This is a genomic window from Amycolatopsis sp. MEPSY49 (genome assembly GCF_051337345.1).
In the GTDB taxonomy this organism is placed as follows: domain Bacteria; phylum Actinomycetota; class Actinomycetes; order Mycobacteriales; family Pseudonocardiaceae; genus Amycolatopsis.
On record NZ_JBDLYJ010000007.1, the window covers coordinates 412,055 to 437,829 of the forward strand.

Sequence of the window (25,775 nt, forward strand, 5' to 3'; positions counted from 1 at the left end):
ATGCCCACCCTGGTCGTCGCCGGACACGGCATGGTCGCCCACCGGCTCGTGGAGGCGGTGCGCGCGGAAGACCCTTCCGGCAACTGGCACATCGTCGTCCTGTCCGAGGAGCCGCGCCCGGCGTACGACCGGGTGGCGCTCACGTCCTACGTGGACACCTGGGACCCGGCTTCGCTGGCGTTGCCCGGTTCGGACTACGCGGGCGATTCCCTCGTGGATCTCCGGCTCGGTGAGCTGGCGGTGTCGGTCGACCGGGCCGCTCGCACGGTCACCACGGCCTCCGGCGACGTCGTCTCCTACGACGCATTGGTGCTGGCGACCGGCTCGCGGCCGTTCGTACCGCCGGTGCCCGGGCACGACCTGCCCGGCTGCTTCGTCTACCGGACGATCGAGGACCTCGACGCGATCCGCGCGGCCGCGGTCGACAAGCCGGGCCGCGGGCGCCGCTCGGCCGTCGTCATCGGCGGTGGTCTGCTCGGCCTGGAAGCCGCGAAGGCGTTGCGGGACATGGGTCTTTCGCCGCACGTCGTCGAAATGGCGCCGCGGCTGATGCCGTTGCAGGTCGACGAAGGCGGTGGGTCGCTGCTGCGTCGGCTCATCACCAACCTCGACGTGACCGTCCACACGGGAACGTCTACCGACGCCATCGAAGCGGACGGCTCGCGATTGCTGGCTCGTCTCGGGAACGGCACCGAACTGGACGTCGACCTCGTCGTGTTCTCCGCCGGTGTCCGGCCGCGCGACGACCTGGCCCGGCAGTCGGGCCTCGAAGTGGGCCCGCGCGGTGGTGTGCTGACGGACGCGTCCTGCCGCACCAGCGATCCCGCGGTGTACGCGATCGGTGAATGCGCCGCCGTCGAGGGGCGCGTGTACGGCATCGTGGCGCCCGGGTACGCGATGGCGGAGATCGTCGCCGCCCAGCTGACCGGCGGATCCGGCGAGTTCCCGGAGCCGGACACGTCCACCAAGCTGAAGCTGATGGGCGTCGACGTGGCGTCCTTCGGCGACGCGCACGCGAAGACCGAAGGCGCGCTGGAAGTCGCCGTCAACGACGCGGTCGCCGGGACGTACAAGAAGCTCGTCGTCACCGACGACGGCAAGACGCTGCTCGGTGGCGTGCTCGTCGGCGACGCGACCGAGTACAACACCTTGCGCGCGCTGGTCGGCCGTCCGCTGCCCGCGGAGCCGGGCGCGATCCTCGCGCCGGCGGGCGGCGGTGCCGCGGTCGGCGTCGACGCGCTGCCCGACGCGGCGCAGATCTGCTCGTGCAACGCGGTTTCCAAGGGCGCGATCACCCGCGCGATCCACGAAGACGGCTGCGACAGCGTTCCGAAGCTCAAGGCGTGCACGCGCGCCGGCACCGCGTGCGGCTCGTGCGTCCCGCTGCTCGGCAAGCTGCTGAGCGCGGCCGGCGTCGAGCAGTCGAAGGCCGTGTGCGAGCACTTCCCGCAGTCGCGGGCGGAGCTGTTCGAGATCGTCCAGGCGACCCGGATCACGACGTTCAGCGAGCTGATCGGCCGGTACGGCTCGGGCAGCGGCTGCGCGATCTGCAAGCCGGCGGTGGCGTCCATTTTGGCCACGCTCGGCAACGGGCACGTCCTCACCGGCGAACAGATGACGCTGCAGGACACCAACGACCGGTACCTGGCCAACCTGCAGCGCAACGGCACGTACTCCGTCGTCCCGCGGATCCCGGGTGGCGAGATCACGCCGGACAAGCTGATCGTGATCGGGGAGGTGGCCCGCGACTTCGGCCTGTACACCAAGATCACCGGCGGTCAGCGCATCGACCTGTTCGGGGCCACGGTGGACCAGCTGCCGGAGATCTGGCGCCGGCTGGTGGACGCGGGCTTCGAGTCCGGGCACGCGTACGGCAAGGCGCTGCGGACGGTCAAGTCGTGCGTCGGGTCGACGTGGTGCCGCTACGGCGTCCAGGACAGCGTCGGGCTGGCGATCGAGCTGGAGCTGCGCTACCGCGGCCTGCGGTCGCCGCACAAGCTCAAGTCGGCGGTGTCCGGGTGCGCCCGGGAGTGTGCCGAGGCGCGGAGCAAGGACTTCGGCATCATCGCCACGGAGAACGGCTGGAACCTCTACGTGGGCGGCAACGGCGGCACGACCCCGCGCCACGCCGAGCTGCTGGTGTCCGATGTGGACACGGAGACGCTGATCCGGACCATCGACCGGTTCCTGATGTTCTACGTGCGCACCGCCGACCGGCTGCAGCGGACAGCACCGTGGATCGAAGAGCTGGAGGGCGGCCTCGACCACCTGCGCGCGGTGATCGTCGACGACTCGCTCGGCATCTGCGAGGACCTCGACGCGGCGATGGCCAAGCACGTCGACAACTACGCCGACGAGTGGAAGGGCGTCCTGGAGGACCCGGAGAAGCTGGCCCGGTTCACCTCGTTCGTCAACGCGCCGGGCACGCCCGACCCGGCGATCTCGTTCCGCTCGGAGCGGGAGCAGAAAGTGCCCGTGATGCTGGGAGTCCCGCGCTTTTCGAACAGCGAGGTGCGCCGATGACGACGTCGATCGAACGGACCTGGACGGCGGTCTGCGCCGCCGAAGCCGTGCCGGAGTACGCGGGGGTCGCCGCGCTGCTAGACGGCGTGCAGGTGGCGATCTTCCGCCTGCCGGGTGATCGCTGGTACGCACTGTCCAATTGGGACCCGTGCAGCGGCGCGGCAGTGCTTTCGCGCGGCATCGTCGGGGACGCGGGCGGGGTCCCGGTGGTCGCCTCGCCGGTCTACAAGGAACGGTTCGCGCTCGACAGTGGACAGTGCCTGGACGCCGACGACGTCTCGGTCCCGGTGTACGAAGTGCGCGTGCGAGAGGGCGTGGTCGAAGTGGAGAGCCCGTGACCGGTGTTCTCCCGCTGACCGGCTTCGTGGTCGGCATCACCGCGGCGCGCCGGGCGGACGAGCTCGGCGCGCTGCTGGTGCGCAAGGGGGCGAGCGTCCGCTACGGGCCGGCGATCCGGATCGTGCCGCTGACGGACGACACCGAGCTGCACACGGCGACGTCGCGGCTGTTGGAGTCGCATGTGGACGCGGTGGTGGCGACGACGGGCATCGGCTTCCGCGGCTGGCTGGAGGCGGCCGAGGGCTGGGGGCTGGGAGACGCGCTGCTGGCGCGCCTTTCGTCGGCTTCGCTGCTGGCTCGCGGACCGAAGGTGACCGGGGCGATCCGCGCGGCGGGGCTGTCGGAGGCGTACTCGCCGGCGTCGGAGAGCAACGCGGAGTTGTTGCAGCACTTGCTGTCTTCGGACGTGTCGGGCAAGCGGATCGCGGTGCAGCTGCACGGCGAGCCGCTGCCGTACTTCGTGGACGCCCTGCGCGCGGCGGGGGCGGAGGTCATCGAGGTGTCGGTGTACCGCTGGGTCGGCCCGGTGGACCCGGGCCCGGTCGACCGGTTGCTGGACGGGGTGCTGGACGGATCGATCCACGCGCTGCCGTTCACGAGCGCGCCGGCGGCGGCCTCGTTGCTGGCGTTGGCCCGGCGCACGGGCCGGTTGCCGGGGTTGGTGTCGGCGTTGTCGGGGCCGGTGGTGGCGGCGTGCGTCGGCCCGATCACGGCGGGCCCGCTGGCGGCGCTGGGGGTACCGACGGTCCAGCCGCACCGGGCGCGGATCGGCGCGCTGGCCCGGACGGTGTCGGAGACGTTGCTGGCGCGCTCACCCCGGTTTTCGGCGGGTGGGCTGTCGATCGAGCTGCGAGGCCAGGCGGCGGTGGTGGACGGCGAGTGGCGCGAGGTGGCTCCGGCACCGATGGCGTTGTTGCGCGCGTTGGCGGCCTCCCCGGGGCGGGTGGTTTCGCGGCGCGAGTTGATTTCGGCGTTGCCTGGGGGCGGGGAGGAGCACGCGGTGGAGACCGCGATCGGTCGGCTGCGGACTTCGCTGGGGGGCGGGAAGGTCGTGCAGACGGTGGTGAAGCGGGGGTACCGGCTGGCCGTGGACGCCTGACGGCGGCGTGTCAGCGGCCGTGTCAGGGCGGTGGCCCTTCGCTGTCAGCCGCACCCGTGATGGTGGCTTCATCACCGAGCACGAGCCACCAGGAGACACGATGCAGAACTTCGCCACCACCGCCCCGATCACCGCCGTCCTCGACCTTCCCGCGGGCCGCGTCCGGCTCGTCGCCGCCGAGGTGGCCGAGACCACCGTCGAGGTCCTGCCCGCCGATCCCGCCAAGAGCCGGGACGTAAAGGCCGCCGAGCAGGTCAAGGTCGAGTTCCAGGGCGGTGTCCTGCGCATCGAAGGCGCGGTGAAGAACCAGTACTTCGGCCCGTCCGGCTCGCTGGACGTGACCGTCCACCTGCCCGCCGGCTCGGACGTCCGCGTCAAGGCCGCCAGCGTCGCACTGCGGGGCGTCGGCCGGCTCGGGGACGTCACCGTCGAAGGCGCGCACGGCGAGGCCGTCTTCGACGAGGCCGCGAGCCTCCGCCTCACCGCCCACGCCGGCGACGTCTCGGTCGGGCGCCTCACCGGCGCGGCGGAGATCAGCACCGGCAAGGGCGACATCCGGATCGCCGAGGCCGTGCGTGGCAACCTCGTGCTCAGCACCCAGGCCGGCGACCTCACGGTCGGCGCGGCCACCGGCGTCTCCGCGTCCCTCGACGCCGGCGCCACCTACGGCCGGATCCGCAACTCCCTCGAGAACACCGAGGGCGCGGCGGACCTGACCATCCGCGCGACCACCGCGTACGGCGATATCGACGCCGCCGGCCGGTGACCGTCAGCCCACCCAGGAGACGGCGTGCTTCTCGAACCCCCGCGCCGCGGCCACCCGCTCCGCCTCGGCTTCCGCTTCTTCGCGGACCGCCGGGCGGAGCGGGTCGAACGCCGTCACCGTGAACGTCAGCTTCGCGCCGCTGCCCTTCGTGCGCCACGTGCCCGCGATGTCGCCGTCCGCGATGAGCACTCCCGGGTTGCCCAGCATCTTCCAGACCTCCTTGCGGCAAGCCGGGTCCGGGACCAGCAACGCCTTGTCGCGGGCCTGGATGAACGGGTCCAGCGGCGGCAGCAACCGCACCACCTCCGGCTCCGGCGGGTTCTCCAGCGCCGCCACGCGATCCGAAGGCAGGTAGCGCGTCTTGCCTTCGACCCGCACCGACGCCAGGTCCGCCGGCCACGTCTTGTCGACCACCGCGCGGGCCGTCCCGGCGAACTCGGCGGCTTCGCCCGGCGACGCGGGACCGTTCAGGCGCAGGTACGACTCGACCACCGCCGTCGCCGCGGCGACATCAGGTGTCCTGCGCATCCGGCCGCGTCCTTCCAGGGGTGCCAACGTCGCCGGGGACGCGCCGGCCACCAGCCGGACCCCCGCGTGCGGCGTCGCGATGCGCATCAGCTGCTCGTGGATGTGCGTCGCGTTGCAGCCGCGGCACCAGCGGGCGAACGCCGGCGGCAGCTTCTTCGTCACCGCCGTCGACACCGCGCCCTTCGTCATCGGCGCCTTGACCACCGCGCGGAGGGCGGCCGCCGCCGTGAAGACCACTTCGGACGCCGCGAGGCCGGTCGCCGCCAGTTCCTTGCGCTGCCACAGCATCCGGGCCAGCGCGTCCGCGTCGTCCAGCGGGACCAGCGCCCGGATCACCTCGGGCAGGTCCGTGCGGAGGTGGTAGTGCGGCGCGCCGCGCAGCGTCCACGCCAGCACCAGCCGCTCGTCGTCCACAAGGGACACGTCGCCGTCGAGCCGGGCGGCGAGGGCGAGCAGCGCGGTGTCGCGCATGCTGTCCTGCAGCCCGGCCCGGACGACCGCGAGATCGGCCACGTCCCGCGCGGTGCGGTGCAGCCCGTGCTCGGCGATCCGGTAGGCGAGTACCTGACGACGGTCCACTTGCGACTCCTAGAACGCGTACTCGAACGTGTAGCCCACCTTGTCCTCGCCGGTCGCGCCGCCGGTGGTCCCGTTGCCGGTCAGGCCGGCCAGCCCGCCGGTGGCCGACCCGGGAACGACGGTGAACGTCGAGGCGAAGCCCTTGGCGTCGAACGTGTACTCGTGGCGCAGGATGAACGTCCCTTCGCGACCGTCGACCTTGCCTTCGATGCGCTCGAAGCTCGGCGACGTCGTCTGCCCGCTGTCGTAGCCTTCGCCCGCGTAGTACAGCAGAAGGTCGCAGATCGACTCACCCTCGATGACGCCTTCATATGCGAACGTGACGTGGGCGTAGGCCACCCGCGGGCCGCCTTCGACGCCGCTGACGATCTTTTCTTCCCAGTTCTTCGTCGAGAATCGGTTCATGGGGACCACCCTGCCGGGCATACCTGTCAGCTTGTGTCAGGTATTTCTGCCAAACTGGGGAACATGCGCGCCAGCCGGCTCCTCTCCGTCCTCCTGCTGCTGCAGAACCGCGGCCGGATGACGGCCGAAGAGCTGGCCGAGGAGCTCGAGGTCTCGGTGCGGACGGTCTACCGCGACATCGACGCGCTGTCGGCGTCCGGCGTCCCGGTGTATGCCGACCGCGGCCGGACCGGCGGGTACCGCCTGGTCGACGGCTACCGCACCCGGCTCACCGGGATGACCGAGGAGGAGGCGCAGTCGCTGTCGCTGGCAGGGCTGCCCGTCGCGGCCGCCGAGCTCGGGCTCGGCACGGTCCTGGCCGCGGCGCAGCTCAAGCTGTACGCCGCGCTGCCGCAGGAGCTGCGCGACCGCGCCGGCCGCGTCGCCGAGCGGTTCTACCTGGACGTCCCCGGCTGGCACCGGGGCATCGAAAGCCTGCCGGCGCTGTCCGCGATCGCCGACGCCGTCTGGTCGTCGCACCGGATCCGGATCCGCTACGAACGCTGGGGGCAGCGCGTGGTCGAGCGGGACGTCGAGCCGCTGGGCCTGATCCTGAAGGCGGGCAACTGGTACCTCGCGGCCCGCTGCGAGGGCACCGACCGGACGTACCGGATCTCGCGGGTGCTGGAGCTGACCGACCTGGGCGAGGAGTTCGAGCGGCCCGCGGGGTTCGACCTCGCGCGGTACTGGCAGGAGTGGTCCGAGCAGTTCGAACGCCGGATGTTCCCGCGGGTCGCGGTGGTGCGGCTGTCGCCGCGGGCGCAGGCTCTCGTACCGTTCTACGCGGGTTCGGTCGGCGCCCGCGCGCTGCGGGCGGCGACCGGGGAGCCCGACGCGGACGGCTGGCTCACCGTGGAGCTGCCGGTGGAGCCGGGCGAACCGGCCATCGGCGAGCTGCTGCGGTTCGGGCCGCACCTGGAGGTCCTCGAACCGGCGGACCTGCGTGCGGAGCTGGCGGAAGCGATCGAGGAGATGGGCGCGTTCTATGGGTGAGCTGAGCGGGATCGCGATCGGGGTGACGGCCGAACGCCGCGCGGAAGACTTCATCACGGCCCTCGAACGCCACGGCGCCGACGTCCGGCACGCGCCGACGATCACGATCGTGCCCTTGGACAGCGACCCGGAGCTGCGCGCGGCCACTTCGACGCTCGTCGACGCGCCGATCGACTTCACGGTGGTGACGACGGGAGCGGGCTTCCGTGGCTGGCTCACCGCGGCTTCGGACTGGGGGCTTGCTGATTCTCTGCTGGACCGGCTGCGGACCTCCCGGATCTACGCGCGGGGGCCGAAAGCGGTCGGTGCGGTTCGTGGTGCGGGGCTGCGCGAGTCCTTTTCGGCCGACTCGGAGTCCAATGCGGAGCTTTTCGGTTCGCTCGCTTCGGCAGGTGTTTCGGGAGCGCGGATCGCGGTCCAGTTGCACGGGACGCCGCTGCCGGAGCACACCGCGCCGCTGGTCGAGGCCGGGGCTTCGCTGGTGGAGCTGCAGCCGTACCGGTGGTACTCGCCGCCGGACGTGACGCCGGTGCACTCCTTGATCGACGCGGCGGTGGCCGGTTCGCTGGGGGCGCTGGCCTTTACGAGCGCTCCGGCGGCGGCGAACTTCCTGACCTTGGCTCGGGAGTACGGGCGGTATGACGAGTTGCTTGCCGCTTTGCGTGGGCCGTTGGTGGTCGCGTGTGTGGGTCCGGTGACGGCGGCGCCGTTGGAAGAGATCGGGGTGGAGACGGTGCAGCCGGAGCGGCAGCGTCTCGGCGCCCTGGTGAAACTCCTGGTCACGACGCTCGGCGGTTAGCGCCCCAAGGTGGCCTTCGGTGCGTCTGACGCACCCAAGGCGGCCTTCGGTGCGTCGGACGCAACCAAGGCCACATTGGGGCGCTTGGCTCAGTCCTCGTCGGCCGGTGCTTCGCCCGCTTCCGCCGCGCGGACCGCTTCCCGGCTCGCCGCCTCCTCACTGATCCCCTGCCGCCAGTAGCCGGTGAAGCAGATCCGCCGCTTGTCGACTTCCCGCTCGCGCACCAAGTGGCGACGCACCAGCTTCACGACGCCCGCTTCGCCCGACACCCACGCGTACGGCGCTCCGCCGGGGAAGGTCGCCGCACGCACCGCGTCGAGCAGCGCCTCTCCCATCGGGCGCGCCCCGCGGACCAGCCAGTGGACTTCGACCGCTCCGCGCGTCTCGAACGTCTGACGCTCTTCGCGCTCCGACACCTCGATGTACGCCGAAGCGCGCGTGCCGGCCGGGAGCTGCTCGATGATCGCGCCGATCGCGGGCAGCGCCGTTTCGTCGCCGACCAGCAGCTGCCAGTCGGTGCCGCCGGGCACGTCGTACAGGCCGTGCGGGCCGAGGAACGCCACCCGGTCGCCCGCCGTCGCGCGCGTCGCCCACGCCGACGCCGGCCCGGTGTCGCCGTGCAGCGCGAAGTCGACGTCGATCTCCGTCGACTCGGGCCGGTGCGCCCGGACCGTGTACGTGCGCATCGGCGGCCGGACGTCGTCCGGCATCGCCAGGTACGTGCGGTACCACGACATGACGTCGGAGCCGGTCTCCGGCAGTCGCGGCTCCTCCTGCCCGGGCTGCGGGAAGAAGACCTTGACGTACTGGTCCGGCGCCCCGGGCGGCACTTCGCGGAAGCTCGGCGACTCGAACGTCACGCGCACCATCTGCGGCGTGATCGGCCGGACCGCGGTCACCCGGGCCCGGTGGTACGTCAAAGCCGGCCGCTCCACCTGTGTCGTCATTAGGCGAGGCTAACCTAAAAATCAGCGGTCAGAACAGTCCCTCCTCACCGGGATCTTCGTCACCGTCGGGCTTCCAGCGGTATCTCCTCAGGTCGACGCGCTGGCCGTCGGCCAGCACGCCCTCCGCGCGCAGCCGCTCGAGCTGGTCGTGCACCAGGTGCGGCGCCGGGGTGCCGTTCGCGCGCAGGATCCGGTGCCACGGCAGGTCGTGCCCGTCCTCGGCCAGGATGGCGCCGACCATCCGCGGCGAGGGCGCGCCGGCGAGCGCCGCGATGTCGCCGTACGTGGCCACTGTGCCGGCCGGCACCGACTCGATGATCTCCCGCACGCGCTCGTGCAGAACGTCGTCCATACCGACACTCTGCCGGATGGGTACGACACAGTGAGGCTTATTCCGCCGTCGGCCGGCGCAAAGGAGCCTTTCGCAGGCGAGTTACGGTCCGTTGCGCCGGCCTAACCAAAATAAGCCTCATTTCGTGGCCGCCTGCCGCACGCTCGGGCACCTTCACCGAACGTGCCCGCGTTAAGGCGTGCCGGTGCGCCACCCGGGTGAGCGGGCGTGGTTCCATCGCTGGGTGAACGCGAGGCGAACGGGGCGGGCGGACGCGCGGCTGGTGCGCCCGCCGATCACCGACGCACCCACGTTCACCTGGGACGACGGCGCCCGGCGCGTGCTCTCCGCACCCGGGGGATTCCGCCGCGTGCTCGGCGGTCCCGGCACCGGCAAGACGTCGCTGCTCGCGTCGGCCGCCACCCGCCGCATCGCCGAGGGGGCCGACCCGGAGAGCGTGCTGGTGCTCACCACGTCCCGCAAGGCCGCGGACGCGCTGCGCGCCGACATCACCCGCCGGCTCACCTTCGACCCGGAGCAGGCGCGGCCACTGCCCCGCACCGTCCGCGAACCGCTCGTCCGCACGGTCCACTCGTACGCGTACTCGCTGCTACGGCTGGAAGCGATGGCCGAGGAGCTCCCGCCGCCGCGCCTGCTCGCCGGCGCCGAGCAGGACGTCGTCGTCCGCGAGCTGCTGGCCGGCGACCTCGACGAGGAGGCCGGGTACTGGCCCGAGCAGCTGCGGCCGGCGCTGATGGTCCCCGGGTTCGCCGAGGAGCTGCGCGACCTGCTGATGCGCGCCGCCGAGCGCGGGCTGGGCCCGGAGGACCTCGCCGAGCTGGGCCGCCGCCGCGGCCGCGAGGAGTGGATCGCCGCGGGGCAGTTCTGGGCGCAGTACGAAGAGGTCACGCAGCTGCAGGGCGCGGGCGGCAACGCGCTCGGCGTGGCGAGCGCGCCCGCGCTGGACGCCGCCGAGCTGGTCACTTCGGCGTTGCTCGCCCTCGAGGACGACGAGGAGCTGCGCGAACGCGAGCGCACCCGCGTGCGGCACCTGTTCGTCGACGACGCCCACCACCTCGACCCCCTGCAGACCAGCCTGGTCCGGGTGATCGGGCACACCGCGGCGGAGTTCGTCGTCGCGGGCGACCCCGACCAGAACGTGTTCTCCTTCCGCGGCGCCGACGCGAGCCTGTTCGCCGACGCCGACCCGGACGGCAGCCGGACCGTCACGCTCACGACGTCGCACCGGCTCGCCCCGGCCGTCCGCCTGGCGGTGGCGAAGATCGGCGCGACGCTGCCGGGCGCGTCGCCGCACCGCAAGATCCTCCCGCCCGCGGGTGCTACCGGGGGAAACGTGCGGGTCCGGGTGATGCCGACCCCGGCCGCCGAGGCCAGCTGGATCGCCGACCAGCTCCGCCGCGCGCACCTCGTCGACGGCGTGCCGTGGTCGGAGATCGCGGTGCTCGTCCGGTCGCCGGCGCGGACTTTCCTGGTGCTGCAGCGGGCGTTGCGCGCCGCCGGTGTCCCGATCGGATCGGCGACCGAGGAGCTGCCGCTGGCGCGCCAGCCCGCGGTGCGGCCGCTGCTGGCCGTGCTGAAGCTCGCGCCAGCGCCCGAACTCCTCGACGTCGACCTGGCCGAGATGCTGCTGTCGTCGGCGCTCGGCGGCGCGGATCCGTTGGCGCTGCGACGGTTGCGCCGCGGTTTGCGGCGGCTCGAACTGGCCGGTGGCGGCCAGCGGTCGAGCGACGAGCTGCTCGTCGAAGCGTTGCGTGGCGGGGACATCCTCGCCGGGCTCGCCGATGCCGAGGCCGAGCCGGTGCGGCGCGTCGGCGGGCTGCTGCGCGTCACGCACCAGGCCGTGGCGCGCGGCGACGGCGTCGAGCAGGTGCTGTGGCAGCTGTGGAACGAAAGCCGGCTGCAGGAGAAGCTGCTGAAGCAGGTCGAAGGCGGGGGATCGCTGGGTGCCCAGGCCGACCGCGACCTCGACGCCGTCGTGGCGCTGTTCGACGCCGCCGGCCGGTACGTCGACCGGCTGCCGCGTGCGAGCGTCGCGTCGTTCGCGGACTATCTTGGAGCGCAACAGATCGCGGGTGACACGCTCGCGCCGGCGGCGGTGCCTACGGATGGCGTCTCGCTGCTGACCGCGCACGCGGCCGCGGGTCGTGAGTGGACGGTCGTCGCCGTCGCGGGTGTCCAGGAAGGAGCGTGGCCGGACCTGCGGCTGCGGGGATCCGTGCTGGGCGTGGAACGGCTCAAGGACCTGATGTCCGGTGTGGACGATGACGCCGTCTCGGCGACCGCGCCGATCCTGGCGGAGGAGCGGCGGCTGTTCTACCTGGCGATGAGCCGGGCGAAGCGGACGCTGCTCGTCACGGCGGTGTCCGGAGAGGACGAACAGCCGTCGCGGTTCCTCGACGACCTCGAGGAGAACGGCGCCGACGACGGCGGGCTCGACTCGCGGATGAAGCCGCCCGGGCGGTCGCTGGTGCTGGCCGAGCTGGTGGGGGAGCTGCGCGAAGTCGTTTGCGACGACAAAGCCGACCCGGTGCGTCGGCGTCGCGCGGCCAAGCAGCTGGCGCGGCTGGCGGACGCGAAGGTGCCCGGCGCGCACCCGTCCACTTGGTACGGCCTGCTGCCGGCGTCGACCGACGAGCCGGTGCACCGGCCCGGCGACCTGGTCCGGATCTCACCGTCCACAGTGGAAATCCTGACGAAGTGCCCGCTGCGCTGGATGATCGAGCGCCACGGCGGTTCCGACCCGGCTCAGCTCGCCGCGGTCACCGGGACGCTGGTACACGGGCTGGCGCAAGCGGTGGCGTCCGGGCGCACGGACGCCGAGCTGCAGGCGGCGCTGGACGAGGCGTGGGTGCGCGTCGACGCCGGGGCGCCGTGGTTTTCCCGCCGGGAGCGGCGGCGGGTCGAGCAGATGCTGCAGAACTTCGTGACGTGGCTGGAGCGCAGCCGCGCGGAGCTGAAGGCGGCGGGGGTCGAGCAGGACATCGAGGTCGAGCTGCCGGCCGGCGGCGAGGACGAGGTCCGCGTGCTGCTGCGCGGGCGGGTCGACCGGGTGGAGCTGGACGCCGACGGGCGGCCGGTGATCGTCGACATCAAGACGGGCAAGGTCCCGGTGTCGGGCGCGGACGCCGAGGCGCACCCGCAGCTGGCGGCGTACCAGCTGGCGGTGCTGCTGGGGGCGATCAAGGGCAGCAACGAGCCCGGTGGCGCGCGGTTGGTTTACGTCGCGAAGGCGAACAACAAGACGGGGTCGACCGAGCGGTCCCAGCCGCCGTTGGACGAGGTGGGCGGCAAGCAGTGGCTGGAGCTGGTCCGCGACGCGGCGGCTTCCGCGGCGGGGCCGGATTACCAGGCGCAGGAGAACCCGGACTGCGACCGGTGCCCGGCGCGCGGGTGCTGCCCGCTGCGGCCCGAGGGGCGGCAGGTGCCGGGCCCGTGACCGACTCGACGACCGCGGCACTTTCACGTGAAAGTGCCGCTTTGCGCCGCAAAGCGGAGCTTTCACGTGAAAGCTCCGCGCCGATCCGCCGGGAGGCGGCGGCCGGGCTCCGCAGTGCCTTGAATGAGTCATTCATGACGGTGCCGGGCGGCCTTGGGGGGCGTGCGTGAGCCCGCTCGTCATCGCCAACCCCGTCGAACCGGCCGAACTCGCCGACGCTCTCGGGCTGCACCGGCCGACCCCCGAACAAGCCACCGTCATCGCCGCGCCCGTCGAACCCTCCCTCGTCGTCGCCGGGGCGGGCGCCGGGAAGACCGAAACCATGGCCGCGCGCGTTGTCTGGCTCGTCGCCAACGGGATCGTCAGCCCCGATCGCGTTCTCGGCCTCACCTTCACCCGGAAAGCCGCGCGCCAGCTCGGTGAGCGCGTCCGCGCGCGGTTGCGGCGGCTGGCCGGCTCCGGGCTGCTCGACCGGCTCGACCCCTCCGGCGGCCTGCGGTCCACTGTGGTCGCCGGCGAGCCGACCGTCCTCACCTACCACGCCTACGCCGGCCGCCTCCTCTCCGAACACGGCCTCCGCCTCCCCGTTCAGCCCGGCGTCCGGCTGCTGTCCGAAACGTCGTCGTGGCAGATCGCGCACCGGGTCGTGTCCACTTGGGACAACGAGCTCGACACCGACCGCGTGCCGCCGACCGTCACCGCGGACCTCCTGCAGCTGGCCGGCGAACTCGGCGAGCACCTCATCTCGACCGACCAGCTCGCCGAGTACACGACGTGGATGTGCCGTGTCATCGAGAACGCCCCGCGCGCCAAGGGACAACGGGCCGCGCTTCCGCAGAAGCTCACCGAAATCATGGCCGCGCAGCACTTCCGGCTCGCGCTGCTGCCGCTCGTCGAGGACTACCACCGCCGCAAGCGCAACGAGGGCGCGCTCGACTTCGCCGACCAGATGTCGCTGGCCGCTCAGCTGGCCAGCGGGTACCCGTCGGTCGTGCGCGGCGAACGGGAACGCTTCGGCGCCGTCCTGCTCGACGAGTACCAGGACACCGGGCACGCCCAGCGCGTCCTGCTGCGGGCGCTGTTCGGCGGCGTCGAGAACCAGCCGATGCCTGTCACCGCGGTCGGCGACCCGGCGCAGGCCATCTACGGCTGGCGCGGTGCCAGCGCGGCCAACCTGCCCCGCTTCACCACGGACTTCCCGCGCCACGACGGGGAAAACCTGGTCCCCGCGCACGAATTCGGCCTGCTGACGAGCTTCCGCAACCCGCCGGAGATCCTCGAACTCGCCAACGCGATCGCCGAACCGCTGCGGGCGCGCGGCCTCGGCGTCGAACGGCTGCGGGCGCGTGACGGCGCCGGTCCGGCGGACATCGCGGCCGCGCTGCTGCCGGACATCCGCGCCGAGCGCGAGTGGGTGGCCGACGCGATGGCGCGACGGTGGCACACCCAGCAGGAAGAGACCGGGAAGCCGCCGACGGCCGCCGTGCTCGTGCGGCGCCGCGCCGACATGGCGCCGATCGCCGCCGAGCTGCGGGCGCGCGGACTGCCGGTCGAGGTCGTCGGGCTCGGCGGCCTGCTCGACGAGCCCGAGGTCGCAGACCTCGTTTCGACGCTGAAGGTGCTCGCCGACCCGTTGTCGGGCAGTGCGGCGGCCCGGCTGCTGACCGGCGCGCGCTGGCGGCTCGCGGCCGCCGACGTCGCCGCGTTGTGGCGGCGGGCCGGCGAACTTTCCAGCCCGGAGAAGGCGTCGGACGAGCCGGAGCTGGTCGTGGAGCGCGTCGAGCAGGCCGGGCTGATCGACGCCATCGACGAGCCGGGCTCGCCGGAGCGGTACTCCGAAGAGGGGTACAAGCGCATCCGGCGGATCGGCTGGGAACTCGCGGCGCTGCGTCGGCGGCTCGACCAGTCGCTGCCGGAGCTGGTCGCCGACGTCGAACGCACGATGCTCCTCGACGTCGAGTCCCTGGCCCGTCCGGGATCCGCCGGGCGGGCGCACCTGGACGCGTTCGCCGAAGTCGTCACCGACTACGCCGAAACGGCGCCGACGGCGACCCTGCTGTCCTTTGTGGACTACCTGAACACCGCCGCGCACGCCGAAGACGGGCTGACCCCGGGCGAGGTCGAGGTCGTGCCGGACCGGGTGCAGGTGCTGACCGTGCACTCGGCGAAGGGTCTCGAGTGGGAGGTCGTCGCCGTCCCGCACCTGGTGCAGGACGTCTTCCCGGGCCGGCGGCGGTCGTCGTCGTGGCTGCGGACCGCGACGTCGCTGCCCGCCGCGTTGCGCGGCGACTCGCAGGACCTGCCGGAGCTGCGGATCGCGGAAGGCTACGACCGCAAGGAAGTCCAAGAAGGACTGGAACTGCACGAGGCCGGGTTCGTCGAGCGGGAACAGGCGGAGGAACGGCGGCTCTGCTACGTCGCGCTGACGCGGTCCGAGCGCGCGCTGATCGTGTCCGGGCACTGGTGGAACGAAAGCAGCAGCCGGTACAAGGGCCCGTCGGAGTTCCTGACGGAGATCGGCGACGTCCTGCGCGAGACCGGCGCCGGGCAGCTCGCGGAGTGGGCGCCGGAGCCGGAAAAGGAGGACGAAAACCCGCTGGTGTCGGACTCGCGGAAGGCGCGCTGGCCCGTCGATCCGCTGGCCGACCGCCGCACCGGCGTGCAAACCGGCGTGGAGCTGGTCTCCGAAGCGATGTCCACTGTGGACGAAGAAGAGTCCGAAGAGGACGATCCGGACGGCTGGCTGACCGACACCGACGTCCTGCTCGAGGAGTGGGCGCGCAAGGATGACCACGTCCACCGGGTCCCGCTGCCGTCGCGGCTTTCGGTGAGCCAGCTGGTCAAGCTGGCCGACGACGCGGGCAAGCTGGCGGCCGACCTGCGCCGTCCGCTTCCGATGGAGCCCAACAGCTTCGCCCGCCGCGGCACGGAGTTCCACGGCTGGCTGGAGCGCCGCTTCTCGGGCGACCAGCTGATCGAGATCGACGACCTCCCGGGCGCGGCAGACTTCGGCGAAGCCCCGGACGCGGACTTCGAAGAGCTGCGGGCGGAGTTCGAGAAGAGCGAGTGGGCCACGCGGGTGCCGCACGCGGTGGAGGTGTCGTTCACGGCCGACGTCGAGGGCATCACCCTGCGCGGCCGGATGGACGCGGTGTTCCAGAACCCGGACGGCACGTGGGAGGTCGTCGACTGGAAGACGGGCTCGGTGCCGCCGGAGTCGAGGCAGCCGGCGCTGGCGGTCCAGCTGGCGGCGTACCGGATGGCGTGGGCGGCGCTGAAGAACGTCCCGGTGGAGCGGGTCGGCGCGGCGTTCCACTACGTCCGCGCGAACCGCACGATCCGCCCGGCCGACCTCCTGGACCCCGAGGGCCTCCGGCGGCTGCTGCGGGACATCCCGGAGGCGTGATCAGGCCCGGTCGCGGACCTTCAGCGCCCAGGTGATCAGCGGCCACTGCAACGGCAACCGGGCCCACGCGATCGCGCGGCGCGGGGCCGGCGCCGAAGACGCGTCCACCGCCATCTTCACGTTCCCCGGGAACACTCCCAAGTACAGCAGCGCCGCCGCCAGCCCGCCCAGCCGGCGCGTCCGCGGGACCGCCACCGCGACCCCGACCGCCAGCTCGGCCACTCCCGACCCGTACGTCCACGCCCGCCGCGGACCCGGCAGCGAAGCCGGGATCAGCCCGTCGAACGGCTTCGGGACCGCCAAGTGCAGGAGGCCCATCGTGCCCAGCACGCCGGCCAGGACGTGGGCCGGTCGTTGTGAATTGGCCATGACCTGATCGTTCCACGCGGCGGCCGGGTACTCCGTTCGGCTATCCTCCGGGCGTGAGTGACGCTCGACACCCGCCGCTGGGAGCGGGTGCATGAAGGCCCTGAAGCGATTGCCGCTGGGCAGTCTCACCGATCGGCCGGACCACGAGCTCGTCGGCGTCCTGCGCATGCCCGAGCTGACCGTCAGCCCGCTCCGCGCGATCGTGAAGCGGATCGTCGGCGCCCTGCTCGCGCTGCTGGCCACGGTGGTCATCGTGTACGTCGACCGCGACGGCTACCGCGACGCCAACGGTGACGGCCTGTCCTTCCTGGACAGCCTGTACTACGCGACCGTCTCGCTGTCGACGACCGGCTACGGCGACATCGCGCCCGCCACGTCGTCCGCCCGTCTGGTGAACGTGCTGGTGATCACCCCGCTGCGGGTGCTCTTCCTCATCGTCCTGGTCGGGACCACCCTGGAGGTGCTCACCGAGCGCTCCCGGCAGGCGTTCAAGATCCAGAAGTGGAGGACGAAGGTGCGCGACCACACGGTCGTCGTCGGGTTCGGCACCAAGGGCCGGTCCGCCGTCAACGCGCTGCTCGGCGACGAGAACATCGCCCCCGGTCAGATCGTCGTCGTCGACACCGACCAGCAGGCCCTCGACGCGGCGAGCGCGCTCGGCCTGGTCGCCGTGCACGGCTCGGCCACCCGGTCCGACGTCCTGCGCGTCGCCGCGGTGCAGCACGCCCGCGCGGTCGTCGTCGCCCCGAACCGCGACGACACGGCGGTCCTCGTCACGCTCACCGCCCGCGAGCTGGCGCCCAAGGCGCACATCGTCGCGTCGGTGCGGGAGGCGGAGAACGTCCACCTGCTCAAGCAGTCGGGCGCCAACCAGGTCGTCGTCTCCAGTGAGACGGCCGGGCGGCTGCTCGGCATGGCGACGTCGACGCCGCTGGTCGTCGACATCATGGAGGACCTGCTCACGCCCGAATCGGGCCTGGCGATCGCCGAGCGGCCGGTCGAGCCGTCCGAAGAGGGCGGTTCGCCGCGGCACCTGTCCGACCTGGTGCTCGGCCTGGTCCGCGACGGCGTCCTGTACCGCGTCGACGCCCCGCAGGCCGACGCCATCGAGCCCGGCGACAAGCTGCTCTACGTCCGGAAGGTGACCCCGGCGGAGAAGATCGAGCAGCGCTGAGGCGGCCTGGGATTCGGCCCGGGGATCTGGAACCATGGCGAGGTGCCCCCGCGATCCCTCGCCTTGAAGTGGCCCACGGTGGCGATCCCCGCCGCGGCGGGCGTGCTCGTCGTGCTGCTCGCCTGGCTGGCCGGGCCCGGGTTGCTGGGCATCTCCAACGACGACCTGGGCGCGCCGGTGCAGGCCGAGGTCACCAAGCCCGCGCCGTGCGACCGGCCGGACGCCGTCGAGACCGTGAAGTTCACCGTCGCGGGCAAGACGCACGAGGGCACGCTCAACGGCTGCGGGCACGGCCAGAACGAGCGCATCGAGGTCGGCGTGCCGGAGGTGCTGCCGGACCAGGGCACGGTCACCGTCCGGGCCGCGGACACGTCGGCCGGGGCGTCGGACGCGCGGCGCCCGCTGGGACTCGCGCTGCTCGTGTTCGCCTGCTTCTCCGGCGGGATGTTCGTCTACCTCTGGCTGAGCATCCCGCTGCGGCCCAAACCGGCTAGCTGACCTCGGACGACGGCGCCGCGAAGGTGTTGCAGTCGGCGATCCGGTTGCTCGTCGCCCCCGCCCGCCACCACGACGCGTAGTGCGCGTTCGTCCCGTGGTCGTGGCTGCGGGACGTGTTGTCGCCGCGGGTCTCCTGGTCGTTCCAGGCCTTGTTGTACATGTCGCGGCTGATCGTGCCGCCCTGGTCGACGTGCGCGCCGAGGAACATGCCCGAGAAGCACTGGGCCTGCAGCTCCTTGCGCCGCGACATCTCCAGCCCGGCCGGGCTGTTCTGGCCGGCCTCGTAGATCTTCTGCCAGGCCGCGTCCATCAGCCCGGCGACCTCCTGCACGTGGTGGCCGTACTCGTGGGCGAACAGGGCCAGGTAGACGCCGGGGTTGTTGCCGTACTGGTCGGTCTGCAGCCCGCGGAACGGGACGTACAGGTTGTTTTCGCAGTAGTACGCGGCGGTCGCGATGCCGACCTGGATGGTGCCGCACTCGGTCTCGAAGCTCGCGCCCGTCGGGAAGTGCAGCGCCGGCGGGGTGAACGGCAGGTGGTAGGCCTCGAGGAACGGGCCCCACGCCGCGTCGAGGCACTTGCTGGCGGCGGTGAAGAACGCTTCCGCGCCGTCCTGCGTGCTCTGCCAGGCGGGGAGGTTGCAGACGCGGTTCTGCAGGCCGGCGTTCGGGTCCTGCAGGATCGGGTGGTCGGCCAGCTTGAGGATCTTCTGCGGGCCGGTCGGGCTGGGCGTCGACAGCTCGGACGTCGGGGGCGACGCCGACGCGGGCGCGCCCGCGCCACCCGGCGGCAGCTGCGAGGGGACGTCCTGCGACGACGGGTTGTCGCGGAAGTTCGCGTTGGCCAGCGGCGTCTCGCCGCGGTTGAGGGCCACGATCGCGACCAGCCCGAGCACCAGCACGGCCACGGCCCCGAGGCACACGCCGATCACGGCCGCCGGGGAGCGGCGTCGCGGCGCGGAGACGGTGTGGGGACGGCCCAGCCAGGGAAGATCCGGTTGCGCATCCGGCACCGGCGGCGGCTGGACGGTCCCGCGAGGCGGTACCCGGCCGTGGGGCGGTTGCGTCACTAGGCAGTCCCGAAGGGTCTCGGTACGGACCGGGGGTACCCGATCCCGCCGTTCAGCATATCGGGGGAACGGGGCCTCTCGCACCCGTCCGTGCGCACCGCGTCACCGCGCACGGACGTCACCCCAGGTCTGGCCGGGTGCGAGCGGCTCTGAGAGAGTGTCGCCAAGCAGGTACTGCAGGCGAGGGGCTTCGATGACAGACACCGGTGGCGCGCCCGGCGGCCAGGGCGACGACACGCCGACACCCAGCCAGGGCGTCCCCCAGATTCCCGCCCCCGGATCGGGTGATCCGAAGCCCGGCGAAGACCACTCCGCGTCACCGGCGACGCCGCCGCGCGGGTGGCAGCCGCCGGACGCCCCGGCGAACCCCGGACCGGCGACGCCGCCGGGCTGGGAACGCCCGGCCGCCGGGCAGCAGCCCCCGTACGGCGGGCAGCAACCGCAGTGGGGTGCTCCCCAGTACCAGCAGGTCCCGCCGTACCAGCAGCAGCGGCCCTGGAGCCCGCACGGGCTCGGCAAGCCCGGCGTGATCGCGCTGCGGCCGCTCAACATCGGCGACATCCTCGACGGCGCGATCACCACGATCCGCCGCTACCCGCTGGTGGTCCTCGGCATCGGCGCGGTGGTCGCGGTGATCACGGCCGCGCTCAGCTTCCTCGTGCAGAAGTTCGTCTTCGCCGATCTGCAGAACCTGGCCACGACCGCCGAGCTCGGCCCGGGCGCGACGGAGGAGGAGCTGCGCAACGCCGTGTTCGGCGCGTTCGGGGACGTGCTGATCGCCGTGCTGCCGACGGCCCTGCTCACCACGTTGCTGACGACGATGGCGAACGGCTTGCTGGCCGCGGTGATGGGCCGCGCGGCGCTGGGCCGGGAAGTCACCTTCGGCGTCGCGTGGCGCGAGGTGCAGCCGCGGCTGCTGCCGCTGCTGGGCGTCGGGTTCGTCTACTCGATCGCCACCACCATCGGGGTGATGCTGTGCATCGTCCCCGGCGTCGTCGCGTACGTGTTCTGGGCGCTGGCCAGCTCGGCGCTCGTGCTGGAGCGCGGCACGTTCCGGCAGGCGTTCTCGCGGTCGGTGCGGCTGGTCAGCGGCTCGTTCTGGCGGGTGTTCGGCATCCTGCTGCTGGCCGGGGTGATCGAGTACCTGGTCAACAACATCATCCAGTTGCCGTTCAGCCTCGGCAGCGGCCTGTTCAGCGGGCTCTTCAACCCGTCGGCGCAGGTGTTCGTGCCCAGCACCGGCGACCTGCTGCTGCAGTCGGTCGGCCAGATCATCTCCGGCACCATCGCCACGCCGTTCGTCGCGCTGGTCACCGTGATCGTGTACCTCGACCAGCGGATGCGCCGCGAGGGCATGGACATCGAGCTGGCGCGCGCGGCCGGGGTCCAGCCGCCGCAGGCATGGTGACGCTGCTGCTCACCGACGTCCCGGTCGACATCGACCGGGACTCAGCCCGCCGCGCCGCCGCGGAAGAGCTGTCCGACCCGAAGTACCAGGCTGCCAGGCCGAGCCCCCTGCAGGAGTTCGGGCAGTGGCTCGCCGAGCAGCTCGGGAAACTGCTGAACGGCGTGTCGAACGTGGTCCCGGGCGGGATCTTCGGGGTGCTGCTGGTGCTCGTGGTGCTGATCGTGCTCGTCGTGGTCATCCGGCTGCGCACCGGCAAGATCGCCCGCTCGGCGCGGGCCGGCCGGGTCGTCTTCGGCGGGAAGCGGCAGAGCGCGGACGACTACCGCCGCGCGGCCGCCGAAGCCGCCGCGGCCGGCCGGTACGACGACGCCGTCCGCGACCGTTTCCGCGCCGTCGTGCGGGCCCTGGAGGAGCGCGCGCTGCTCGACGCCCGCTCCGGCCGGACAGCCGACGAAGCCGCCGCCGAGGCCGGGGTGCTGCTGCCGAACGTCGCCGCGGACCTGCGCCACGGCGCCCGGCTCTTCGACGACGTCCACTACGGCGGCCGCGAAGGCACCGAAGCCGCTTACCGCGCGCTGACCGAGCTGGACGAGCGTTGCCGCCGTGAACGCCCGGTCGCCATGGCGGTCTCGTGAGCACCTCGGTATCGCCGGACGTGCGCCGGATCTGGCGCGGGGTACGGATTCCCCTCGCCCTGATCGCGCTGATCTTCGCCGCCGGCGCGCTCCTGCTGCTCGGCCGCGGTGAGCAGACGCACGGCGCCCTCGAACCCGGCTCCTACGAACCCGGTGGCGCGCACGCGCTCGCGCAGCTCCTGCGGGACCAAGGCGTCGACGTCCGCACCGCCCACTCGATGGACGAAGCGGACGCGGCCGTCGGCGAAGACGCGACGCTGCTGGTCACCCAGCCGGACCTGGTCCCGGCCAAGCGGCTCGACGCGCTGCGGCAGCACGCCGCCGACGTCGTCCTCGTGACGCCGGGAGCGCCGACGCTGCAGGACTCGCTGCCGCTGGTGCAGCCGGTCGGCCAGAGCGACGTCGGCACGCTGCGCCCGGAGTGCACGGTCGCCGCGGCGGTCGCGGCCGGCGAGGTCACGCTCGGCGGGATCGGCTACGCCTCGCCCGGCGCACGGTCGTGCTACCCCGGCGAAGACGGCGGCGGCACGCTGCTGCAGCTCGCCGACTCCGGCGGCACGACGACGCTGCTCGGCTCGGCGGCGCCGCTGACCAACGCCCGGCTCGCCGACGACGGCAACGCGGCGCTGAGCCTGCGCCTGCTCGGGCAGCACCCGACGCTGGTCTGGTACCTGCCGTCGACGGCCGACCCCGGGCTCGACGACACCCGCAAGTCCATCTTCGAACTGATTCCGGACGGCTGGTACTACGGTGCGGCGCAGGCGTTCATCGCCGTGGCGCTGCTGGCGCTGTGGCGGGCGCGCCGGCTCGGCCCGGTCGTCACCGAGCCGCTGCCGATCGTCGTCCGCGCGGCCGAAACCGCGGAGGGCCGCGCCCGGCTGTACCGGCGGGCGAAGGCCGCGGACCACGCGGGCGAGACGCTGCGGGAGGCGTCGCGGACCCGGCTGCGGACCGTGCTCGGGCTGCCGCGCGACGCCGACGCGGCCGCGCTGGTGCAGTCGGTGAGCGAGCGGACCGGGCGGCCGGCGAACGAAATCGGCGTGGTGCTCTTCGGCCCGCCGGTGCCGGACGACCCGGCGCTGGTCCGGCTGGCCGGCGAACTGGATCGGGTGGAACGAGAGGTGGGGCGAACTTGACCAGCGAGAACGCGACGGGGGCCCGGGAGGCGCTGATCGCGCTGCGCGCCGAGGTCGGCAAGGCCGTCGTCGGCAACGACGCCGCCGTCACCGGCTTGATCCTGGCGCTGCTGTGCCGCGGGCACGTGCTGCTCGAAGGCGTCCCGGGGGTGGCGAAGACGCTGCTGGTGCGGGCGCTGGCCGCGGCGCTGGACCTGGAGACCACGCGCGTGCAGTTCACGCCGGACCTGATGCCCGGCGACGTCACCGGCTCGATCGTCTACGACGCCCACAGCGGCGAGTTCTCCTTTCGCGAGGGCCCGGTGTTCACGAACCTGCTGCTCGCCGACGAGATCAACCGGACGCCGCCGAAGACGCAGTCGTCGCTGCTGGAGGCGATGGAGGAGCGGCAGGTCTCGCTCGACGGCAAGTCGCGGCCGCTGCCCGACCCGTTCATCGTGATCGCCACGCAGAACCCGGTCGAGTACGAGGGCACCTACCCGCTGCCGGAGGCGCAGCTGGACCGGTTCCTGCTGAAGCTGACGATGCCGGCGCCGTCGCGTGAGGACGAGATCGGCATCCTGTGGCGGCACGCGCAGGGTTTCGACCCGCGCAACCTCGCCGCGGCGGGGCTCAAGGCGGTCGCCGGGGCCACCGAACTCGCGGCGGCGCGCGAAGCCGTGGCGCGCGTGACGATCGGGCCCGAGGTGATCGGGTACGTCGTCGACCTGTGCCGGGCGACGAGGCAGCTGCCGTCGGTGCGGATCGGCGTTTCTCCCCGTGGAGCCACGGCTTTGCTCGCGGTGACCCGCGCCTGGGCGTGGCTCGCCGGACGCGACTACGCCACCCCGGACGACGTGAAGGCGTTGGCGCGTCCCGCGTTGCGGCACCGCCTGGACGTCCGGCCGGAGGCCGAGCTGGAAGGTGTCACCGCGGACGGCGTCCTCGACCGCGTGCTCGCGTCCGTGCCCGTGCCGCGCTGACATGGCCGTCACCGGAAGGCTCGGGCTGCTCGCGCTGTTCGGCGCGCTGGTGGTCGGGCTGCTCGCGCCGTCGGACCTCGGGATCCTGGCGGTCGGCGGGGTGCTCCTGCTGCTCGTGGTCGTCGACCTCGTGCTGGCTGGGAGCGTGCGGCCGCTGGTTTTCCGGCGGTCGGGCGACACGTCGGTGCGGCTCGGCGAACCGTGCGAGGTGACGCTGGTAGTCGCGAATCCCGGCCGTCGTGCGGTGCGGGGATTGCTGCGGGACGCGTGGCCGCCTTCGGCGGGCGCTTCGGACCGGCATGCCCTGCGCGTCCCGCCGGGGGAGCGCCGGGCGTTGGTGACCGCGTTGCGGCCGTCGCGGCGCGGCGACCGGACGGCGGCGCGCGTGACGGTCCGGTCGGTGGGGCCACTGGGTTTGGCCGCGCGGCAGGGTTCGCACGAGGTGCCGTGGACCGTGCGCGTGCTGCCGCCGTTCCACAGCCGCAAGCACCTGCCGTCGCGGCTGGCGCGGCTGCAGCAGCTCGACGGCCGCAACGCGGTGCTGATCCGGGGCCAGGGCACGGAGTTCGACTCGTTGCGCGAGTACGTGATCGGCGACGACGTCCGCTCGATCGACTGGCGCGCGACGGCGCGGGCGGCGGACGTCATGGTCCGCACGTGGCGTCCCGAGCGCGACCGGCACGTGGTGCTGGTGCTCGACACGGGCCGCGTGTCGGCGGGCCGGGTCGGCGACGCCCCGCGCCTGGACGCGGCGATGGACGCGGCGTTGCTGTTGGCGGCGTTGGCTTCCCGCGCCGGCGACCGCGTCGACCTGCTGGCGTACGACCGGCGGCTGCGCGCGGCGGTGCAGGGTTCGTCGGGCGCTTCGCTGTTGACGTCTTTGGTGAACGCGATGGCGCCTCTGGAACCTTCGCTGGTCGAGACGGACTCGCGGGGGATGGTCGCGGAGGTGCTCCAGCGGACGCGGCGGCGGGCGCTGGTCGTCCTGCTGACGGGGCTCGACGCGGCGCCGCTGGAGGAAGGGCTGTTCCCGGTGCTGAGTTCGCTGACCGCGCGGCACGAGCTGATCGTGGCGTCGGTGGCGGACCCGCGGGTGGCGGAGATGCTGGCCGGGCGTGACGACGCGGAAGCCGTGTACGACGCGGCGGCGGCGTCCCGGACGGTGGCGGAACGGCAGCGCGTGACGGAACGCCTGGGGCGGCATGGAGTCAGCGTGGTGGACGCGGTGCCGGAGGAACTGCCGCCGGCGTTGGCGGACCGGTACTTGGCGCTGAAGGCGGCTGGGCGGCTCTAAGCCGCTTCGGGCAACGCGTCGCCGGCGTCGCGTGCGTCGAGGTCGCCGACTTCGCCTTCCTTCGCCGCGCGCCTGCCGAGGGTGAAGACGTAGACCAAGAACAGCACCTCGACCAGCACGCCGATGCCCACGCGGAGCCACGTCGGCCAGCCCGACGGCGTCACGAACGCTTCGATGATCCCTGTCACGAACAGCACGCACGCCAGCCCGAGCGCCATCACGACGACCGAGCGGCCCTGCTCGGCCAGCGCCGTCGTGCGGGAGCGGCGGCCGGGGTCGACGACCGTCCAGCCGAGCTTCAGCCCGGTGCCCGCCGCGACGAACACCGCCGTCAGCTCCAGCAGGCCGTGGGGGAGCAGCAGGCCGATCATCACGTCGCCGCGGCCGGCCGCGCTCATCGCGCCGATGATCACGCCCGCGTTGAGCGCGTTCATCCACAGCGCGCCGATCACCGGCAGGCCCAGCGCGACGCCGAGGAACAGGCACGTCGCCGCCACCCAGGCGTTGTTCGTCCACACGCGCGCCGCGAACGACGTCGCCGGGCCGGTCGAGTAGTAGGCCTCGGCGTCGCCGCCGGGCTTGGTCAGCTGGTTCAGCTCGTCGGCGCTGCCGAGCGACGCGCGGACGTGCGGGTCGCCCGCGACCCAGACGGCGATCACCGCCATCACCGCGATCGACACCAGCGCGGCCGGGATCCACCAGCGTCGCGAGAGGTAGACGGCGGCGGGGAAGCGGCGCGTGAAGAACAGCGCGACCTCCCGCCACGCGGGGTTGTGCGACCCGGAGATCGCGCTCCGGCCGCGCGCGACCAGGCCGGACAGCCGGCTGACGAGCGCCGGGTCGGGCGCGACCGAGCGGACGATCGACAGGTGCGTCGCGGTCCGCTGGTAGAGCGTCACCAGTTCGTCGGCCTCGGCGCCGGTCAGCTTGCCGCCGCGGTGGGTCAGCTCGCTGAGCCGGTTCCACTCCGCCGTGTGCGTCGCGACGAAGACGTCCACATCCACACCGGTCACCCTATC

General features: G+C 72.8%; 22 protein-coding genes. 15 read left to right on the top strand and 7 right to left on the bottom strand.

The window, feature by feature from the left end:
* The 4 genes from nirB (at position 1) to ABFJ78_RS30805 (ending at position 4,727) form a co-directional block, all read left to right on the top strand.
* On the top strand, positions 1 to 2,523 hold the full coding sequence (gene nirB, locus ABFJ78_RS30790) for a nitrite reductase large subunit NirB (protein ID WP_436390053.1): 2,523 nt from the start codon (positions 1 to 3) through the stop codon (positions 2,521 to 2,523).
* The gene (gene nirD / locus ABFJ78_RS30795) at positions 2,520 to 2,861 is read left to right on the top strand and encodes a nitrite reductase small subunit NirD (protein ID WP_436390054.1); all 342 of its coding nucleotides are present in this window, start codon (positions 2,520 to 2,522) and stop codon (positions 2,859 to 2,861) included. Before nirB ends, nirD begins: the two co-directional genes overlap by 4 nt.
* The gene (locus ABFJ78_RS30800; RefSeq protein ID WP_436390055.1) at positions 2,858 to 3,961 is read left to right on the top strand and encodes a uroporphyrinogen-III synthase; all 1,104 of its coding nucleotides are present in this window, start codon (positions 2,858 to 2,860) and stop codon (positions 3,959 to 3,961) included. The genes nirD and ABFJ78_RS30800 overlap by 4 nt, the downstream gene beginning before the upstream one ends.
* 100 nt (positions 3,962 to 4,061) lie before the next feature.
* Positions 4,062 to 4,727, top strand: coding sequence for a DUF4097 family beta strand repeat-containing protein (locus tag ABFJ78_RS30805; protein ID WP_436390056.1), 666 nt, complete (start codon positions 4,062 to 4,064; stop codon positions 4,725 to 4,727).
* A gap of 3 nt (positions 4,728 to 4,730) precedes the next feature.
* Here ABFJ78_RS30805 and ABFJ78_RS30810 read toward each other — a convergent pair whose 3' ends face one another.
* Positions 4,731 to 5,834, bottom strand: coding sequence for a DNA glycosylase AlkZ-like family protein (locus tag ABFJ78_RS30810; RefSeq protein ID WP_436390057.1), 1,104 nt, complete (start codon positions 5,832 to 5,834; stop codon positions 4,731 to 4,733).
* A gap of 9 nt (positions 5,835 to 5,843) precedes the next feature.
* On the bottom strand, positions 5,844 to 6,239 hold the full coding sequence (locus ABFJ78_RS30815; protein ID WP_436390058.1) for a DUF3224 domain-containing protein: 396 nt from the start codon (positions 6,237 to 6,239) through the stop codon (positions 5,844 to 5,846).
* A gap of 63 nt (positions 6,240 to 6,302) precedes the next feature.
* Here ABFJ78_RS30815 and ABFJ78_RS30820 point away from each other — a divergent pair, with 63 nt between their 5' ends.
* Positions 6,303 to 7,271 (top strand): helix-turn-helix transcriptional regulator, encoded by a 969-nt coding sequence (locus ABFJ78_RS30820; RefSeq protein ID WP_436390059.1) that lies wholly within the window; start codon positions 6,303 to 6,305, stop codon positions 7,269 to 7,271.
* A complete protein-coding gene (locus ABFJ78_RS30825) occupies positions 7,264 to 8,070 on the top strand; it encodes a uroporphyrinogen-III synthase (RefSeq protein ID WP_436390060.1) in 807 nt (268 codons plus the stop codon). Before ABFJ78_RS30820 ends, ABFJ78_RS30825 begins: the two co-directional genes overlap by 8 nt.
* An 89-nt stretch (positions 8,071 to 8,159) precedes the next feature.
* Here the strand turns inward: ABFJ78_RS30825 and ABFJ78_RS30830 are convergent, their stop codons facing one another.
* Together ABFJ78_RS30830 and ABFJ78_RS30835 are read right to left on the bottom strand one after the other, a co-directional pair.
* Positions 8,160 to 9,017, bottom strand: coding sequence for a siderophore-interacting protein (locus ABFJ78_RS30830; protein ID WP_436390061.1), 858 nt, complete (start codon positions 9,015 to 9,017; stop codon positions 8,160 to 8,162).
* A gap of 28 nt (positions 9,018 to 9,045) precedes the next feature.
* Complete coding sequence (locus ABFJ78_RS30835; RefSeq protein ID WP_436390062.1) at positions 9,046 to 9,369, bottom strand: MGMT family protein; 324 nt, start codon at positions 9,367 to 9,369, stop codon at positions 9,046 to 9,048.
* Positions 9,370 to 9,631: 262 nt separating this feature from the next.
* Here ABFJ78_RS30835 and ABFJ78_RS30840 point away from each other — a divergent pair, with 262 nt between their 5' ends.
* Both ABFJ78_RS30840 and ABFJ78_RS30845 read left to right on the top strand, forming a co-directional pair.
* The gene (locus ABFJ78_RS30840) at positions 9,632 to 12,805 is read left to right on the top strand and encodes an ATP-dependent helicase (RefSeq protein ID WP_436390167.1); all 3,174 of its coding nucleotides are present in this window, start codon (positions 9,632 to 9,634) and stop codon (positions 12,803 to 12,805) included.
* A 166-nt stretch (positions 12,806 to 12,971) separates the two neighbouring features.
* Positions 12,972 to 16,211, top strand: a complete 3,240-nt coding sequence (locus ABFJ78_RS30845; RefSeq protein WP_436390063.1) for an ATP-dependent helicase — start codon at positions 12,972 to 12,974, stop codon at positions 16,209 to 16,211.
* Here ABFJ78_RS30845 and ABFJ78_RS30850 read toward each other — a convergent pair whose 3' ends face one another.
* The gene (locus ABFJ78_RS30850; RefSeq protein WP_436390064.1) at positions 16,212 to 16,580 is read right to left on the bottom strand and encodes a DoxX family protein; all 369 of its coding nucleotides are present in this window, start codon (positions 16,578 to 16,580) and stop codon (positions 16,212 to 16,214) included. It abuts the gene before it with no gap.
* Positions 16,581 to 16,671: 91 nt separating this feature from the next.
* On the opposite strand from ABFJ78_RS30850, the gene ABFJ78_RS30855 reads away from it, so the two are divergent.
* The gene (locus ABFJ78_RS30855; protein WP_436390065.1) at positions 16,672 to 17,754 is read left to right on the top strand and encodes a potassium channel family protein; all 1,083 of its coding nucleotides are present in this window, start codon (positions 16,672 to 16,674) and stop codon (positions 17,752 to 17,754) included.
* A 78-nt stretch (positions 17,755 to 17,832) separates the two neighbouring features.
* Complete coding sequence (locus ABFJ78_RS30860; protein ID WP_436390168.1) at positions 17,833 to 18,252, top strand: hypothetical protein; 420 nt, start codon at positions 17,833 to 17,835, stop codon at positions 18,250 to 18,252.
* Here ABFJ78_RS30860 and ABFJ78_RS30865 read toward each other — a convergent pair.
* Positions 18,245 to 19,264, bottom strand: coding sequence for a neutral zinc metallopeptidase (locus tag ABFJ78_RS30865; RefSeq protein WP_436390066.1), 1,020 nt, complete (start codon positions 19,262 to 19,264; stop codon positions 18,245 to 18,247). The two genes, ABFJ78_RS30860 and ABFJ78_RS30865, sit on opposite strands and share 8 nt — an antisense overlap.
* Positions 19,265 to 19,514: 250 nt before the next feature.
* On the opposite strand from ABFJ78_RS30865, the gene ABFJ78_RS30870 reads away from it, so the two are divergent.
* Genes ABFJ78_RS30870 through ABFJ78_RS30890 form a run of 5 tightly spaced genes read left to right on the top strand, consistent with a single transcriptional unit; the run spans position 19,515 to position 24,756 of the window.
* Complete coding sequence (locus ABFJ78_RS30870; RefSeq protein WP_436390067.1) at positions 19,515 to 20,729, top strand: hypothetical protein; 1,215 nt, start codon at positions 19,515 to 19,517, stop codon at positions 20,727 to 20,729.
* A complete protein-coding gene (locus ABFJ78_RS30875) occupies positions 20,723 to 21,364 on the top strand; it encodes a DUF4129 domain-containing protein (RefSeq protein WP_436390068.1) in 642 nt (213 codons plus the stop codon). Before ABFJ78_RS30870 ends, ABFJ78_RS30875 begins: the two co-directional genes overlap by 7 nt.
* Positions 21,361 to 22,500 (top strand): DUF4350 domain-containing protein, encoded by a 1,140-nt coding sequence (locus ABFJ78_RS30880; RefSeq protein ID WP_436390069.1) that lies wholly within the window; start codon positions 21,361 to 21,363, stop codon positions 22,498 to 22,500. The genes ABFJ78_RS30875 and ABFJ78_RS30880 overlap by 4 nt, the downstream gene beginning before the upstream one ends.
* Positions 22,497 to 23,462, top strand: a complete 966-nt coding sequence (locus ABFJ78_RS30885; protein ID WP_436390070.1) for an AAA family ATPase — start codon at positions 22,497 to 22,499, stop codon at positions 23,460 to 23,462. The genes ABFJ78_RS30880 and ABFJ78_RS30885 overlap by 4 nt, the downstream gene beginning before the upstream one ends.
* Position 23,463: 1 nt before the next feature.
* Complete coding sequence (locus ABFJ78_RS30890; RefSeq protein ID WP_436390071.1) at positions 23,464 to 24,756, top strand: DUF58 domain-containing protein; 1,293 nt, start codon at positions 23,464 to 23,466, stop codon at positions 24,754 to 24,756.
* Here the strand turns inward: ABFJ78_RS30890 and ABFJ78_RS30895 are convergent.
* Positions 24,753 to 25,760 carry a stage II sporulation protein M gene (locus ABFJ78_RS30895; RefSeq protein WP_436390072.1) on the bottom strand — a complete coding sequence of 336 codons (1,008 nt, stop codon included), beginning with the start codon at positions 25,758 to 25,760 and terminating at the stop codon, positions 24,753 to 24,755. The two genes, ABFJ78_RS30890 and ABFJ78_RS30895, sit on opposite strands and share 4 nt — an antisense overlap.
* Positions 25,761 to 25,775 lie beyond the last annotated feature (15 nt).

Coding starts and splice junctions, on each gene's coding strand:
- nirB (WP_436390053.1), top strand. CDS start 1: ATGCCCACCCTGGTCGTCGCCGGACACGGCATGGTCGCCCACCGGCTC.
- nirD (WP_436390054.1), top strand. CDS start 2,520: ATGACGACGTCGATCGAACGGACCTGGACGGCGGTCTGCGCCGCCGAA.
- ABFJ78_RS30805 (WP_436390056.1), top strand. CDS start 4,062: ATGCAGAACTTCGCCACCACCGCCCCGATCACCGCCGTCCTCGACCTT.
- ABFJ78_RS30815 (WP_436390058.1), bottom strand. CDS start 6,239: ATGAACCGATTCTCGACGAAGAACTGGGAAGAAAAGATCGTCAGCGGC.
- ABFJ78_RS30820 (WP_436390059.1), top strand. CDS start 6,303: ATGCGCGCCAGCCGGCTCCTCTCCGTCCTCCTGCTGCTGCAGAACCGC.
- ABFJ78_RS30825 (WP_436390060.1), top strand. CDS start 7,264: ATGGGTGAGCTGAGCGGGATCGCGATCGGGGTGACGGCCGAACGCCGC.
- ABFJ78_RS30830 (WP_436390061.1), bottom strand. CDS start 9,017: ATGACGACACAGGTGGAGCGGCCGGCTTTGACGTACCACCGGGCCCGG.
- ABFJ78_RS30835 (WP_436390062.1), bottom strand. CDS start 9,369: ATGGACGACGTTCTGCACGAGCGCGTGCGGGAGATCATCGAGTCGGTG.
- ABFJ78_RS30850 (WP_436390064.1), bottom strand. CDS start 16,580: ATGGCCAATTCACAACGACCGGCCCACGTCCTGGCCGGCGTGCTGGGC.
- ABFJ78_RS30855 (WP_436390065.1), top strand. CDS start 16,672: ATGAAGGCCCTGAAGCGATTGCCGCTGGGCAGTCTCACCGATCGGCCG.
- ABFJ78_RS30870 (WP_436390067.1), top strand. CDS start 19,515: ATGACAGACACCGGTGGCGCGCCCGGCGGCCAGGGCGACGACACGCCG.
- ABFJ78_RS30875 (WP_436390068.1), top strand. CDS start 20,723: ATGGTGACGCTGCTGCTCACCGACGTCCCGGTCGACATCGACCGGGAC.
- ABFJ78_RS30890 (WP_436390071.1), top strand. CDS start 23,464: ATGGCCGTCACCGGAAGGCTCGGGCTGCTCGCGCTGTTCGGCGCGCTG.